We start from the raw sequence: 15,339 nt of genomic DNA, 5'->3' as shown, positions 1-15,339 counted from the left end.
GGCCATTAAGACCTGCCCTGATAACCCGGTTGTGGGTGATAAAAGGTGGTGAAGATGGGTGCGCAATCCAATGCGGTGCCGGTCATCATCAAGAAGAAACGTGTTTCGGGTGGCGATGGCCATCACGGTGGCGCATGGAAAGTCGCATATGCCGACTTTGTCACGGCCATGATGGCGTTCTTCATGTTGATGTGGCTGCTGAATGCAACAACAGAAAAACAACGAAAAGGGTTGGCGGATTATTTTTCGCCCACAATACCGGTGAATCCGGTTTCTGGCGGTGGCGACGGCGCTTTTGGCGGCAACAACATGTTCTCGGAAAAGACCATGGTAATGGACGGCTCGGGTGCCAGCAGCCGACAGCCTACCATTGCCAGGCAGGCCCGCGGCGCAAGCGGCGTGGATGCCCGCAGCGGAAGCAAGGGGGCATTCGAGGATTTCACCTCGCTCGAAGCGAAACTGCTTGGACGCACCGGCGAAAGCCTGGTCTCGGACGAGGTCCTCAAACATATCGTGACCCGCGTCACGGATGAAGGCTTGGTGGTGGAACTGTTTGACACGGACGACCAGACCCTGTTCGAAACGGGAACGGACAATCCAACACCCGTCCTGCGAGCCCTGATGCTGCTGGTAGCCAGATCCTCGGACCTTGTGACCAATGCAATTGCTGCCGAAGGCCATGTCGCGTCGTCGCCGGTGGTGCTGGCACATAACCCCGCCTGGGAATTGTCCACGACACGTGCCCAAGCCGTGCGCAGGATGCTGCAGGACAAGGGCGTGGCAACGCACCGGCTGGATCGCGTTACTGGCCACGCGGACCGCGAACTGGTCAGCGAAAACCCCATGGCCACGCGCAACAACCGCGTTGAAATCATATTCCTTCGCAGGTCATGACCGCAAAAGGATAGGTCGCATTTTACCTGTTAGCGCGCTGTTAAGAGGCCGCGCGCTAGGTGTTGCATCAACGGTTGACGCAACAGAAGGGCGTTCCAATGACTATTTCTTCATCCCTGAACGCCGGTGTGGCTGCATTGAAGGCGAATGCGAACAGATTGGCCACTATTTCGGACAACATCGCCAATTCTTCCACGTTCGGATACAAGCGGGTCGAGACGGACTTTCACTCGATGGTCACATCCGGTCAGGGCGGCAGTTATTCAGCAGGCGGCGTCAGAACCACCAGTCAGCGCCTGATTGATCAGCGCGGCTCGCTGGTGACGACGAGCAATTCAACCGATCTGGCCGTCCGAGGCCGTGGCATGCTGCCCGTGCGCTCCAGTTCACAGATTGGGTCGAGTTCAAATGAGATGCTGCTGACCACCACAGGATCCTTTCGAACGAACGATCAGGGATATCTGGTCACGGAATCCGGCCTTGTCCTGCTGGGCTGGCGTGCCGGACCCGATGGTTCGATCCCCAGTGTTCCCCGCGACACCCCCGCTGCGCTGGAACCCATCCAGCTTAGCGTCAATCAGCTTTCGGGGGCGCCGACCACGCAGATGAACCTGCGCATGAACCTGCCCGCAACCGCGACGGATGCAGGGGCACCAGGCGATACCCAGCCCCTGTCGGTCGAGTATTTTGACAATCTGGGCAAGTCTGAAAACGTGGATATCGAACTTGCCCCGACTGTTCCGGCGACCGGGTCCAGCAATGAATGGGCCATGACCTTGCGCGATTCCGCGTCCGGCGGAACCATCATCGGAGAGTACACGCTGACCTTTACCGACAGTCGCACCGCCGGCGGAACGCTGGCCAGTGTCACGGCGGTTTCAGGAGGCGCCTACGATCCCGCAACAGGCAGCGTTGTCGTCAATGTTGCGGGCGGTCCAATGGAGATCAATATCGGACAGATTGGCGATACGGACGGCATCACGCAGTTGTCCGACACGTTTGCCCCGGTATCGATAACACGCGACGGTTCCGCTGTCGGCACGATGACCAGCGTTCAGGTTGACGAAAATGGCTATGTCTACGCTTTCTACGACACAGGCGTCAGTCGCCGCATGTTTCAGATCCCGCTGGTCGACGTCCCGAACCCCAACGGATTGACTGCCCTGGACAGCCAAACCTACGCGCCTTCCCGCGATAGCGGCACCTTTTTCCTTTGGAACGCAGGCGAAGGGCCGACGGGCGATCTGGTCTCATTCGCGCGTGAGGAATCGACGACGGATGTGGCAACCGAACTGACGTCGATGATCCAGACTCAGCGCGCCTATTCCTCCAGCGCCAAGGTGATTCAGACCGTGGATGAAATGCTTCAGGAGACCACGAATATTAAACGCTGATCCCTGTAACGGCCGATTGAAAGGACCTGTCTCATGAATATGTCGACTGCATTGCACAACGCTCTTGGCGGGTTGACGGCCGCAAGCCGCGGAGCCGCAGTCGTGTCGGGAAACATCGCAAACGCGTTGACACTGGGATACGCACGCAGAACCCTTGAACTGACGACCAGCCCGGTTTCAGGAAATGGCGTCCAAACAGTTGGCGTTGTCCGCCACCATGATCCCGTGATCACTGCGAACCGCCGCGTCACGGATGCCGATCTTGCGCGCCAAACCGCGATTTCGGACTTTCACGCAAGGCTCGAAACCTTTGTCGGAAAGCCCGACAACATGTCTTCCTTAACCGCTCGTCTTGCAACGTTTGAAGGCAGCCTTATCACTGCCGCCAGCCTGCCGGACTCTGCCGAAAGACTGGACCAGGTCGCCCGGGCCGGACGGAATCTTGCCGCAGGGCTTAACGCAGCGTCGGAAGGGGTTCAGCAACTTCGGTCGGATGCAGATCGCACGATCGGCAGTCATGTAAGTAAGCTGAACCAGATGCTTGCAGATATCGAGGCCCTGAACGCCAAAATCCCTGCAATTCGATATTCAGGCGGCGATATCGGGGCGCTGCTGGATCAAAGACAGGTTCTGGTCGATCAGGTCAATCAACTGGTCCCCGTCAACTCTGTTCCCCGGGAGAACGATCAAATCTCGCTTTATTCCGAAGGTGGTCTGATCCTGCTGGAAGGAAGCGCGGCAAAATTCTCGTTTGCAACGACGGGTGATACCAAGCCGCACATGACGGTGGCGAACGGGCTGCTGTCAGGCCTTCAAATGAATGGAAATCCTGTACGCACCAGCGGTGACTCGGCGCAAATTCGGGGCGGTGCGCTGATGGCGCAGTTCCAGATCCGTGATGAACTGTCGATCGACGCTCAGAGTGATCTGGACACCGTCGCGCGCGACCTTGTCGAGCGTTTCGAAACCCCGGGCCTGGATCCAACCGTGCTGCCGACAGAACCCGGCCTGTTCACCGATGACGGCGTACGTCTGAACCCAGCGCTCACCATAGGCCTCGCGTCCCGCGTAGGGTTCAATACTATCGCTGACCCTGACGCGGGTAGTGCAAGTTGGAAACTGCGCGCCGGTTTAGGCGCCACCCTTCCGGGTGCTCCCGGGGATTCCACTCAACTACAGGCTTTTGGAGCGATTCTAGAAACCGCGCGCCCGGTCGCAGGTTCACCGTTCGGAACCGGAAACATGCGGGCCACCGAGATTTCCGAGGCGATGATCTCTCGTGTCGGTGCCAAAGCACACACAGCCAGCGCACGCCTGGTCTTTGCAACAAACGCACAGCTTGAGATGGCAAAGATCGAGGCTGAACAAGGCGTAGGCACAGATCAGGAATTGCAACGCCTGATGCAGATCGAACAGGCCTACGCCGCGAACGCCCGGTTGATTTCGGTCGTGGACGAATTGATGGACACATTGCTGAGGTTGTAATCATGAATTTGACTGCCATTGGCGATTTGGCGCGGGGCATGACGCTTCGCTCTCGTGCGACGGAAATCAAAACCCAGATCGAAGATCTTTCATATGAGATGTCGAGTGGAAAAGTGCAGAACATGTCGCACCGACTGGGCGGTGACTATTCGCACTTACTGGATCTTGAGAACAAACTGACCCGGCTTGACGCTTACAAAGTCGCGACTGCCGAAGCTGGCCTTTTTGCGGATGCCATGCAGAAAAGCCTGACCATGTTCAGCAACTCGGTCGGAGAACTGTCCAACGCGCTGCTGGCGTTCGGCAGCGCAAGTCACGCTGTGACGCATGAACAGGCTTCGGTTCAGGCCCGGAACGAACTGGACACGATGATTTCCGCGCTGAATACAAGGATTGGCGGACGCAGCCTGTTTTCAGGGACCGCAACGGACAATTCTCCGCTGCCGTCGGCTGAAACGTTGCTGGCAGCGCTTCGCACGGAAGTGACCGGTCAGGTCACGGCATCTGACATCATGTTGGCGGCCGAGAACTGGTTCAACGACCCTCTCGGCTTCGACGCCGTCATTTTTCAGGGCTCCGCAACACCCCTTGCGCCCATGCAAATTTCGGAAAACGAACGTATTTCCCTGCCCGTAACAGCAACGGACCCATCCTTAAAAACCGCATTGAGGGACATAGCGCTTGCGGCGCTGGCTACGGATGCTTCATTGGCATTGGCGCCCGATCAGCGCACTGCGGTGTTCACGCAATTGGGTGTCAATTTGGCCAATACACGTGACGACGCCATGACGCTTCGCGCGCAGGTGGGCGCAGCCGAGGCCCGCGTCGACCAGGCAACGTCGCGCAACGCCGCCGCAAGGACAAGCCTGGAATACAGCCGGAATCAACTGATAGCTGCCGATCCCTATGAAACCGCAGCGCGATTACAGACCGTACAGTTTCAGCTCGAAAGTCTCTATTCCGTTACGGTTCGCAACGCCAACCTGTCGCTGGTGAACTTCCTGCGATGAAAATTCTGGTTCTCCTTTTGCTTCTGTTGCCGGGCATGGTTTCCGCAGGGGCAATACGATTAAAAGATCTCGTCAATTTCGATGGGGTCCGCGGCAATGACCTTGTCGGCTATGGCCTTGTCGTCGGCCTGAACGGAACCGGTGACGGGCTGAGAAATGCGCCTTTCACAGAAGAGATCATGTCCAACATTCTAGAACGGCTGGGTGTCAACGTTACCGGAGAAGACTTTCGCCCCAAAAACGTCGCCGCTGTTCTCGTCACCGCCAGCCTGCCCCCATTTGCACGAGTCGGTGGACAGATTGACGTGACCGTATCCGCCATCGGGGATTCAAAAAGCCTGCTTGGGGGGACATTGATCATGACACCGCTTAACGCGGCGGACGGTCAGATCTATGCAGTGGCTCAAGGCACGGTACTGGCCGGCGGCGCTGTGGCAGAGGGCGAGGCGGCATCCGTTGTGCGCGGAGTTCCGACGTCTGGCGTCATTCCGTCCGGCGCCCGGGTTGAACGTGAAATCGAATTTGATCTGTCGTCGCTCAGTCAAATCCGCTTGGCCCTGCGAGAACCGGATTTCACAACGGCTGAACGAATCGAAACTGCAGTCAATTCAGAATTCCGAAAGGCCGTGGCCATCATGAGAGATTCCGGCACGGTGGAACTGAGCATTCCTGCCACCGGCGCACGATCAGCTGCGCATGCACTTCGGCGCATCGAAAACATCCTGGTAGAGCCGGAAACCAAGGCTCGTGTCGTGGTTGATCAACGCTCGGGCACCATCGTGATGGGTCAAGAGGTGCGTATCTCGAGGGTGGCGGTATCCCAAGGCAATCTGACCCTCACCGTCGAAGAGGCTCCGATCGCAATCCAGCCCAACCCGTTCGCGCGTGGCGAAACGGTGGTCGTTCCCAGAACCGTCGCCGGTATTGACGAAGAAGAAGGCACCGGGCTGGCAGAAATACCCGAAGCGACAACCTTGTCAGAAGTGGTGGCAGGTTTGAACGCATTGGGCGTTTCTCCACGGGACATGATCGACATATTGAAGACGATCAAAGCCGCCGGTGCGCTGCATGCTGAATTCATTGTTCGGTGACACCAAGGCCGGCCCAGTCATATTCGGCCCCTACTTTGACTTCCAACTGTTCAGCCACCTGCGAAACCTGCTGCTGCGTTCCTCGATCGCGTCGCCTGCGGCATACAGGCCGTCTTCCACATTCTCCATCATTGGGTCGATGCGGGCTTCTCGGAACCTGCGCCAGCGCACCCAGATGGCCCAAACAAGGGCGAAGAAAACAGTCAGGAAGATGATGTTGAACCATGGAATGATCCGCACATCCGGGCTGTCGACCTGCCATATCTTAACGGCGTTCGGAAAGATCGAAAGGAATTCACTGCGCCAGCCGTAGTGACGTACCACCACCCAACGCGGCGCCTCGGTTGTTGATTTCAGGTCTGCCGCTTCTGCCTGCAGGTTCGAGGAGTTCAGCTTGAAGTAAGGCGGCCAGCCCCAGCCTGTATCCTCGTTCCGATAGACCATGACCTTGCCGTTGGTCTTGCGGGTCTGGATGAAGAACACATCACGGTTCGGTGTGGTCGGGTCGCTGCCGACATCATGAACCGACCAGAAGATGCTGTTCTCACCGGGGTCGATCCGTTTTTCATAGGTGTCCGAGATCCGAACCACGTCATGCTGCGGCAGGGTGTAGTTCAACACCGCCGCGATCGTACCCCAGAACAGGATGATGATGGCCCATTTGACATAACGCATTAGTCAAACCCTCACATGAAATTCGAAACATAAATCAGGATCGCGATCAGGCCCAGCGGCACGACATAGATCCCAAGGATCAGTTTGCGGCGAAACGATCCGTCGTACTTTTTCAGCCCGCGCTGGACAAAGGCGTCCCTGTCGCCTGTCATGCCCTTTTTCTCCCAATGTGCGATCAGTTTACTGCGTCGCACCCGGCGGGAATAGATCGACACGCCAACGTAAAGGACGGTCAGAACGATCAGCAACGGGATCAGAAAGCGGAGTGCGACCAACATTTAACTTCTCCCTACTGCGCCCCAGGGACCAACGCGCGCGATGATATCATCGCTGACCCGATCACTGCCACTCATGTCCGGCTCATGCCCGAACAGCGCGGCCCGGGCGCCTGCCTTGTCCACCTGATACTCTCGCGCAAGGAACTCGGCAACATAGGCTTTTTTGGTTTCCGGCCATGTCGAATAAGTGCGGTAGAACAGCTCTTTGTGGCAAATGAACATCTGGCGCGGATCCAGCGGGGCCAGTTCGGCCAACAGCATATTCACCAGATCGCGGTGCGGCGTATCGGCGGCGCGCAAAGTATAGAAATAGGCCGGATGATCCGAAGTTATACGCGGCCAGGGCCCGCCGTCCGTCGCCCAGCGCAGCAACTGCGCCAGACCGTGATAGGCCTCGGGCAGACGGTCCGAGTGGTTGCGCGCCAGACGGCGCATGTCGCTGCGGTCCAGCCCGGTCAGATCGACATCGGCATCCGCAGCAGCATCGATGGTCAGGAAATCCATCTTCTGCTGCAGGATTGCGGCGGCATCCACGCCGCGCGCCTTGACGATGGGTTCGACCAGATCGTTGTAGTCGAGAAATTTTGCAATTTGGTTCCGCTGCGACGGCCCAAAGATGTACTTGATCGGCAGGTCATCCGGCCTGCCCCCCATACAAATCGCCGCCGGGTGATCCAGATCCGGGAATAGGTACAAACCACCGAAATGCGCCGTCCAGAAGTTGCGCTGCTCAAACGCAGTATGGCGCAGTCGGACGGGGTTACGGGTGACGTCGCCGGTTTCCTTCGCGGTTGCGATCATCTTTGCAATCAGCACATCGTCGAACCAGGCATCCTCTTCGGACTTGAAGCGTTCGACCATGCCCGCCAGTTGCTGAGCCTTGCGCAGGGTGCCGCCTGCGGTATCAGCCTCAATCTCGATTTTGCGCAGGTTCAGCAAGTCGCGCGGCGTGGTGAGTTTGAAGACCGAGTTCACCAACTCTCCGGCCACCGCATCGGTGGCAGTCAGGGCGAATAGCTGCGCCTCGTTCATCTCGATGAATTCGCGCAGGATATCGCGCGAGGTCGAGAATTTGACGTTCAGCAAAGGCGCGCGTTTCTGTTCCGTCGTCAGCAGGATGAACTGACGGTTGACGCCGTTGGGGTTGAGGTAGAGCTCATCCTCCAGCTCAATCCCCACCTCCGGCGAATAGCCCGAGATATCGACATGAAAATCCGTCAGCTCTGTGGTTTTGCCCGCCAGATGCTGCAACGCGCGGTTATACCGCTCGACCAGAGCCGGGCTGGAGATGTGGACGAGGTTGCCGAACATCAGGCCTTGTTCGATGAGGCGGATCATCTGCCTACCCCGTTTCTCAGAAAGACCGGTGTTTTTCGCCCTTCAATTTCACCCACAAGCTCGGGCTCTAACCATAGCAATTTTTGTCTCGCGTTTCTATCCGGCAAGCGATCCAAAACTAATTCGGTTGCGATCAACTCGTATGCTTTGTTAGCCCACCGTGTCGCACTCAGGTTCCAGTCCAACCAGTCTTTCAGTAGCTGGTTTTTTTCCTCTTTAGTCCTAAGGGATGCGCCGGCTCGGTTTAGACGCCCACTAAACATTACTTCTTCGCCAAATGGATACCATGAGTTCCCATCTTTGTTGTGCAAGTACAGCTTGCAGTTCGCTCGATCTGAAACGTGACCCATGTTTTTTTTAGCGGCCTTGAAGGAATAGTGATTGGTAGCTTCGTGCCTTATGGCGCGGGCAATTTCGTATCCACTAAGTTCTTCAAGTTTTGAAAACGCATCGAAGGATTCCTTGGCGAGACGAATAACGTTATCGTCTTTTGTACCGCGGGAATTGGATATCTCAGAGATGCTTTCAAAAAACTCAAAGAGTTTTGCAGACCAGTATCTTAGCAAAACCATGATTTGAATTGAAATCGCCGAGTCCACGATTTCGTCCCCCGTCATCTTGTGAGTGGAAAACAAGTACAGCTTGCTAATCGTATTAGACTCAGAAGCGGCGTAGCTTGCCAACGCAAGAAGGGCTTTCTCGTCAAGTGAAAGCGATTTTAGGTCGTTCCAATAGATTGGGATTTCGACTATTTTCTCAATTGCTTTCATAAATGAATTCTACCCTTTCCCCTCCAGATACCGCCGCTTGGCCTCTTCCATCCGGCCCATCTCACGCACCGCGTTTTCGATGGCGACCTCGTCGCTCTTGTCGGCGTAGCGGAACTCGCTGTCAGCGTAGCGGTTGATTTCCTGGATCACCATTTCCACCGTGATCGGCTGGCGCAGGTCTTCGATCATCGCCTTCTTGGTGTCGTAGTCGCGGAACAGGAACAGGTCGGGGTTTTCCATCCATTCGTCGGGCAGTTCGAAATCCATCGCGCGGACCTTGACCGCGTCGGTGATGTTCTTGATCGCGCGGCCGGTAAAGCGCTCATCCGCCTGCTGGATCGCCTTGAGATAGGTGCCCAGCTTGGCGATCGTGTCCATATGGCCGATCTCGCTGGAAACCCGGTCATAGACCTGCAGCAAGGCATCCTCATGCGGGCGGGAATGGCTTTCGAAACTGGCGGCAACGGCCTTTTTGATCTCTTGCGCGGCATAGGCTTCGTGTTCGCCCAGCGGGATTTCGTGGTTGCGGCCCATCAGCAGGTGCAGGATGTCGATGTAATCCTCGCGCGTTTGCGGCCCGTCCACCAGAAAGCGCGCGCCCGCCCGCTGGCGCAGGGCGTCGTCCACATTCTCGGGGTAGTTCGAGAACATGCCAAAGGTGCAGTTGCCGCGCACGACGGTGTTGGCGCCCGCAAAGCTCTCCATCAGCACGGCGGTGATTTCCAGTTGCCCGGCCGAGGACTGACGGTCGCCGCGTTTGCCTGCCAGTTGGTCGATATCGTCGATGGTGCCGAACCCGATGACCGAGGGGTCGATAATCGTGTTGATAAACGCCTTGGCGTTCTGGCCTGATTTGCCCTGATAGCTGTCGATATTGTCGGTGCTCAGGTTCTGATAGCGGAACGGATAGCCCGCATTCTGGCAGTAGTCGTTGATCAGACCGGCCATCATCTGGATCAGGGTGGTCTTGCCGGTGCCCGGCTTTCCGTCACCCATGAAAGTAAAGATGAACCCGCCAAGCTCGGCGAATGGGTTCAAACGGCGGTCGAAATCATAGGCCATCACCATCTTGGCCAGCTTCATCGCCTGATACTTGGCGATATGGTTGCCGACCACCTCGTTCGGTTTCTTGAACGTCATGGTCAGGGTGGTGGATTTGGCCTTTGAGGCCGGCTCAAAACCCCGGATGGTCAGGTCATCGGCTTCGATATGCCATGCGGCGTTTTGGAATGGCGCCAGGTGACCCGCAGACTGTGCGCGCAGGGCCGCTTTCTCCATCAATTGCTCGGCATAGGCGCTGGTTGCGGCGATCAAATGCGCATCATCGGGAGCGTGTTTGGCAAAGGTCTGGTCCAGTTCCCACAACGCGCCGTGCAGAGCGAGTTGGCCGTTGTCGGTCAGAACCTCTTCGATCTCGCCGAGATCAACGGTTGTTTCGCCCAGATGTGAGGACATCAGGTAAGCCAGCGCATTGCCAAACACGTGCGACGTGATCAGAGCCTCCGCCGTCAGCAACTCCGAGAACTCGGTCTTGCGGGCGGCAGGCAAATCCCCGGCCAGATTGGCCCGCTTCAGATCGGCTAGCGGTGTCTGTTCCGCATAAGCCTCACCTATGGCCAGAGCGATGGCGATGGCGCGCCGGATGGCCTGCTGTGTGGTGGCCTGCGGTGGTGACACCAGCGCATCGCCCTCATCCGAGGCTTCGATCCGCTCAACCAGATGCACCCCATCGGCGCGCACCGTGCGCCGCGTCACCAAACCCGGTGTCGTCGACCGAAATCTTCGCCCAGTCGTAACGCCCGGAGACTGTTCAAGCGCCACCTCCACCGCCTTTGCAATCCGAGGCGCGTGTTCGAAACCGTTCAGCAAAGCGGTTGCCGCCGGATAATGCTTGCGAATATCCGCCTCACGCAATTCCATCTGATCTGACGTCAAACTCATCTCAAAAGCCGCCCTCACTTCATCTTTTCAAAAATACTCTCGCCGAAGGCGAAAACCTCAATATCTCAACACCTGCCCCGCCTTGCTGACCACGAACTTGCGCACATCTGCAAACCCCGGCGGGTTACGCTCGGCCAGCACCTGGAACGGGCGCTGGGGCAGGATGATCGACCGCTGGGTGCGCGTGGCCCCGGTCTCGGCCCCCTGCCCGCCGAACGGGTCCAGCGCAAAGACCTCGCGCTCAACGGTTGAGAACCAACCGGCGCGCTCCTCGATAACCTCTTCGCTTTGCAGTTCTTCGGTGGTCCAGGCCAGTGCCCAGTCCTGACCTTCGGGCGCCTGCGCATCCTCCAGCACCTGCCGCAGGGGGCCGGATTGCTCGGTATAGGCCGAGGAATACATCGGCCCCACATGGATGCGGCGCAGGTGCTTGGGGTGCAGGTCGTCGAAATCCTGATCGAAGCCCTTGGCGATGGTCACCAGCTTCAACCCGCCCAAGGATTGTGCCATCAAATGCGCCTGCACCTCAGGCCAGCGGCGCTGGTCTTTGGGCAGGGCCGTTTTGCCGCTGTCCTCCAACTGCATCAGATAGATGACCGGCAGGTTGATTTGGCTGTCATAGACCGCCCAGTGGATCATGAACTTGCGACGCTCGCCCTCATTCCCGATCCAGTGGCACTCGGGATCGTTGCGGGCCCAGAACAGCTGACCTTTCAGCAATTCCTCGTAATAGAGCCTTTGCGACAGCGCAAATTGTAGTTTGGTGGGGATTGCCTGATCACCAATGATCGTTCGAACCATGTCGGTTTTCAGATCATCCTCGGATGGCATATTCGCCAAATGCACCTGCGCCTGCTGCGCGTCATTGGCCATGGTCAGCAACTCGGCCGCCACCGGAAACCCGCTGTCACGCTTGTCCATCGCAAGGCTGCCAAAGAACCGCCCCGTGTCGCGCCCGACCAGCAGGTATTTCATGCTGAGCGCGCGGAAGGTGTAGAGCAGCCCCGAGAGGTAACGCGACACGATCCGCACCTCTTGCTTGCTGATCGCGCCCTCCGCCTCCATCGTCGCGGCCACGCGCAGAAGGTGGACGGTGATCACTTCGAATTTGCGGAAATAGCGGCGCGAGGCGAAAGTGTCGGTCAGGCCGATATGGTCTTGGGTGGGGTTAGTATTCATTAGTCTCCACCATCTCCATCACCATCGCCGTCACCCGAATGGTAGCCATCGTTCTCGTTGTAGAACGCAATTTCAGCGGAAACAGGATCTTCTTTCCGGTAATGGCGATAGACGATGTGACCGACCGCGAAGAATACCAGCATACTCAACGCAATAGCCCAATAGGACTCTGTGATCCAATATAGAACGACGCCAATCCCAATGGCGAACCACCGCACGATCATCGCCGTCTCAACCCAATCCGGTAGGTCAATGTCCTTGCGAGACAACGCCGGAGGAGGACGTCTTTCGCCTTCACTCATAGCGGAGCCTTTCCTTAAGAGCCCCCATACAAATTCTTATCATGCTTCTCGACAATCGAGGCGAACCGGCGGGCAAAGCGTTCATCGGCCTTGGCCTTTTTCTCCAGCACGTCGCGGGCAAAGACCATGTGGTCCTCATGCGCCTCAAGCATGTCGGCCATTTTCTGGTTGGTCGCCGTGCCGATGGCGGCCATGGCAGTTTGCGCTTCTTGGTCGGTCTGCACGCCGATCTCATTGATGCGGTGAGCCACGTCCTGCTGTTGCGCGGTTTTCAGCGATTTGGTCAGGGCGTCATACAGCACGACGCGCTGTTGCGTGTCTGTCTGCAGCTTGTTGATCAGCACCATCTGCGTCGCCGCTTGGTTCTGCAGTGAATCGACCCAGGTCTTGCCCTTTTCGATATAGCGCTCCAGCGTCTGAGATTTGGCCAGCTTGACCTGCTCCTCCTGAACCTTGGCGTTGTATTGCTTGTTCAACTCGGCCAGTTCGGTTTCCAACTGAGTGCGCGCGGCAGCGTCCTGTTCGACCGAAATCTTGTTCTCCAGCGTGATAATCGTCGGGTCCATATTCTGAATTTCAGCGCGCAGAGCCTCCAGCTCGGCAACAGTGGCCTCGCGATCATCCAGTGTGACGGTCAGGTTCTCTTCGACCTTCACGCGCTGTTCTTCCAGTACGGCCAGTTGCCCTTCCAGCAGCTTCACGATCACGTCGGATTTGGCGATCAGGTCCTGCAGCTTGTCGTCGATATTGGCGGTGCGCATCCGCTCCTGCCGCATCGACTCGGATTTGGCCTTGGCAAAGATGCCGACAAAGCTCTCCCACCCGGTTTTCGAGCGCATCTCGTCGAAATCCTTGGAAAAGGCGTTGGTCACGTCGTCCAGGCCCATGATCAGCTCGGCGATATTCGCATTCATCACCTCGGTATGGGCATGCACGTCCTCAAGCGTCGCGTTCTCGATGTCGATATCCGCCTCGGCAGTGCCGATCTTGGCGCGCGCGGCCTCAATCCGCGAGGTCAGCCCTTCGATCTGTGACTGACTTTCACGCACTTTGGTCTGAGTTTCCTGAATCAATGCCTCGAACTGTTGGTTCGACATCTGTCCTATCCTTGTTTTTTCTTATCTACCCAATGAGATAGTGGATGTTATGACAATTTACATCCCCATGGGTCTTGAAATCACCAGAACTTTGGCAAAATCAATAAGAAAAAGATAGGCGCGACGATACAATCCAAAGCTGTATTATCAGCCGACGCTGACGTTCTGTTGTCTATATTCTGGATTGATCCGTCCTCCGGAGTGGCCATGGACAAAACCCGCGGCACATGGTTGGGTGCGCGCAAATCTTTTCCTGCCGGAGACTGACTCATGCTGGACGCAACAACCGACCTTAAATCAATCCTGAAAAACCCCGATCTGCTGGTGACCAAAGCCTATATTGGCGGTCAATGGGTGGATGGCGACAATGGCACCTTTGCTGTAACCAACCCCGCGCGCGGCGATGTGGTGGCTGAGGTTGCGGACCTGAGCCGCGCCCAGGTTGCTGGCGCGATTGCACAGGCAGAGGCTGCGCAAAAGGAATGGGCCAAGCTGACCGGTAAAGAACGTGCGGTGATCCTGCGCCGCTGGTACGACCTGATGATGGAAAACGCCGAAGATCTGGGCAAAATCCTGACCGCCGAGCAAGGCAAGCCACTGGCCGAGGCCGTTGGCGAGATCGGCTATGGTGCATCCTTCATCGAGTTCTTTGGCGAAGAGGCCAAGCGCGTTTACGGTGAGACGATCCCCGGCCATCAGCGCGACAAGCGGATCATGGTTCTGAAACAGCCGATCGGCGTTGCAGCCTCGATCACGCCCTGGAACTTCCCCAACGCGATGATCACCCGCAAGGCAGGACCCGCGCTGGCCGCTGGCTGCGCGTTTGTCGCCCGCCCTGCAGCCGAAACACCGCTATCCGCGCTGGTTCTTGGCCTTCTGGCCGAAAAGGCCGGCATCCCGGCGGGTGTGTTCAACGTCGTGCCGTCCTCGCGTGCCAGCGAGATCGGCAAGGAATTCTGCGAAAACCCGGGTGTGCGCAAGCTGACCTTCACCGGATCGACCGAGGTGGGACGCATCCTGCTGCGCCAAGCCGCCGATCAGGTCATGAAGTGCTCGATGGAGCTGGGCGGCAACGCGCCTTTCATCGTGTTCGACGACGCCGATCTGGATGCGGCCGTCGAAGGTGCCATGCTGTGCAAGTTCCGCAATAACGGCCAGACCTGTGTCTGCGCCAACCGGATTTACGTACAGGCCGGTGTCTACGATGAGTTTGCAGCCAAGCTGAAAGCAGCGGTCGAAGCGTTGAACGTCGGCGACGGTCTGACCGCGGGCACCACGACCGGTCCGTTGATCAACGCCGAAGCTGTCGCCAAGGTGGAGGAACACATCAAGGATGTCACCGACAAGGGCGGTGCAGTTCTGACCGGCGGTCTGCCGCATGACCTGGGTGGCACCTTCTTCCAGCCGACGATCGTGACCGGCGTGACGCAGGACATGATGGTCGCGCAGGACGAGACATTCGGGCCGCTCGCGCCGCTGTTCAAGTTCGAGGACGAGGATGATGTGATCGCGATGGCCAACGACACGATCTTTGGTCTGGCCTCCTACTTCTACGCCAAGGACCTGAGCCGCGTCTACAAAGTGGCCGAGGCACTGGAGTACGGCATCGTCGGCGTGAACACCGGCATCATCTCGACCGAGCTGGGCCCGTTCGGCGGAGTCAAGCAATCCGGCCTGGGCCGCGAAGGCAGCCACCACGGCATGGAAGACTATCTGGAGATGAAATACGTCTGCCTGTCGGTTTGATTTGAAACGGCCCAGGTGCTGAACGCTTGGGCCGCTAAAATCTACGGCATCTCGTTGTCTGAACTAACCTCGATCGTTGGTTCATACTGGAAAAGATCGAATGTCTGGCTGTCGTGCCCGCTGGCGTAGCTTTGGTAAT

14 protein-coding genes are annotated in these 15,339 nt (G+C 57.6%); 6 read left to right on the top strand and 8 right to left on the bottom strand.

Translation table 11 applies throughout. The annotated features are described in order from the left end of the window. Nucleotides 1-54 precede the first annotated feature (54 nt). From ACR0J8_RS18660 to ACR0J8_RS18640, 5 genes are all read left to right on the top strand, one after another. Entirely contained in the window at nucleotides 55-894 is an 840-nt protein-coding gene (locus ACR0J8_RS18660; protein ID WP_480526577.1) for a flagellar motor protein MotB, read from the top strand. 98 nt (nucleotides 895-992) lie between these two features. Then, on the top strand, nucleotides 993-2,288 hold the full coding sequence (locus ACR0J8_RS18655) for a flagellar hook protein FlgE (protein ID WP_480526575.1): 1,296 nt from the start codon (nucleotides 993-995) through the stop codon (nucleotides 2,286-2,288). 33 nt (nucleotides 2,289-2,321) lie between these two features. Further along, a complete protein-coding gene (gene flgK / locus ACR0J8_RS18650) occupies nucleotides 2,322-3,773 on the top strand; it encodes a flagellar hook-associated protein FlgK (protein WP_480891622.1) in 1,452 nt (483 codons plus the stop codon). A gap of 38 nt (nucleotides 3,774-3,811) precedes the next feature. Next, nucleotides 3,812-4,783, top strand: a complete 972-nt coding sequence (locus ACR0J8_RS18645; RefSeq protein WP_480891619.1) for a flagellin — start codon at nucleotides 3,812-3,814, stop codon at nucleotides 4,781-4,783. Beyond that, nucleotides 4,780-5,874: a flagellar basal body P-ring protein FlgI gene (locus ACR0J8_RS18640; protein WP_480526569.1), complete on the top strand. Its 1,095-nt coding sequence runs from the start codon at nucleotides 4,780-4,782 to the stop codon at nucleotides 5,872-5,874. The genes ACR0J8_RS18645 and ACR0J8_RS18640 overlap by 4 nt, the downstream gene beginning before the upstream one ends. 30 nt (nucleotides 5,875-5,904) lie before the next feature. Here the strand turns inward: ACR0J8_RS18640 and ACR0J8_RS18635 are convergent, their stop codons facing one another. The 8 genes from ACR0J8_RS18635 to ACR0J8_RS18600 are packed head-to-tail and all read right to left on the bottom strand — an operon-like array spanning nucleotide 5,905 to nucleotide 13,454. Continuing rightward, complete coding sequence (locus tag ACR0J8_RS18635) at nucleotides 5,905-6,549, bottom strand: DUF1523 family protein (protein ID WP_170805817.1); 645 nt, start codon at nucleotides 6,547-6,549, stop codon at nucleotides 5,905-5,907. A gap of 11 nt (nucleotides 6,550-6,560) precedes the next feature. Further along, nucleotides 6,561-6,827, bottom strand: a complete 267-nt coding sequence (locus ACR0J8_RS18630; RefSeq protein WP_170805816.1) for a hypothetical protein — start codon at nucleotides 6,825-6,827, stop codon at nucleotides 6,561-6,563. After that, nucleotides 6,828-8,165: a DUF6638 family protein gene (locus tag ACR0J8_RS18625; RefSeq protein WP_480526566.1), complete on the bottom strand. Its 1,338-nt coding sequence runs from the start codon at nucleotides 8,163-8,165 to the stop codon at nucleotides 6,828-6,830. Beyond that, complete coding sequence (locus ACR0J8_RS18620; RefSeq protein ID WP_480891614.1) at nucleotides 8,162-8,935, bottom strand: hypothetical protein; 774 nt, start codon at nucleotides 8,933-8,935, stop codon at nucleotides 8,162-8,164. The genes ACR0J8_RS18625 and ACR0J8_RS18620 overlap by 4 nt, the downstream gene beginning before the upstream one ends. A gap of 9 nt (nucleotides 8,936-8,944) precedes the next feature. Further along, nucleotides 8,945-10,876 carry an AAA family ATPase gene (locus ACR0J8_RS18615; RefSeq protein ID WP_480526564.1) on the bottom strand — a complete coding sequence of 644 codons (1,932 nt, stop codon included), beginning with the start codon at nucleotides 10,874-10,876 and terminating at the stop codon, nucleotides 8,945-8,947. Nucleotides 10,877-10,933: 57 nt separating this feature from the next. After that, the gene (locus ACR0J8_RS18610; protein WP_480891611.1) at nucleotides 10,934-12,055 is read right to left on the bottom strand and encodes a hypothetical protein; all 1,122 of its coding nucleotides are present in this window, start codon (nucleotides 12,053-12,055) and stop codon (nucleotides 10,934-10,936) included. Then, entirely contained in the window at nucleotides 12,055-12,357 is a 303-nt protein-coding gene (locus ACR0J8_RS18605; protein ID WP_480526561.1) for a hypothetical protein, read from the bottom strand. Before ACR0J8_RS18605 ends, ACR0J8_RS18610 begins: the two co-directional genes overlap by 1 nt. 14 nt (nucleotides 12,358-12,371) lie before the next feature. Beyond that, nucleotides 12,372-13,454, bottom strand: coding sequence for a hypothetical protein (locus ACR0J8_RS18600; protein WP_480526559.1), 1,083 nt, complete (start codon nucleotides 13,452-13,454; stop codon nucleotides 12,372-12,374). 270 nt (nucleotides 13,455-13,724) lie between these two features. Between ACR0J8_RS18600 and ACR0J8_RS18595 the strand changes: the two genes are divergently transcribed. Further along, on the top strand, nucleotides 13,725-15,200 hold the full coding sequence (locus tag ACR0J8_RS18595) for an NAD-dependent succinate-semialdehyde dehydrogenase (RefSeq protein WP_480526557.1): 1,476 nt from the start codon (nucleotides 13,725-13,727) through the stop codon (nucleotides 15,198-15,200). Nucleotides 15,201-15,339 lie beyond the last annotated feature (139 nt).

The sequence above is a fragment of the Ruegeria sp. N11 genome, assembly GCF_056531525.1.
The sequence above is the reverse complement of the archived record's forward strand: the minus strand, read 5'-3'. Positions and strand labels throughout refer to the sequence as shown.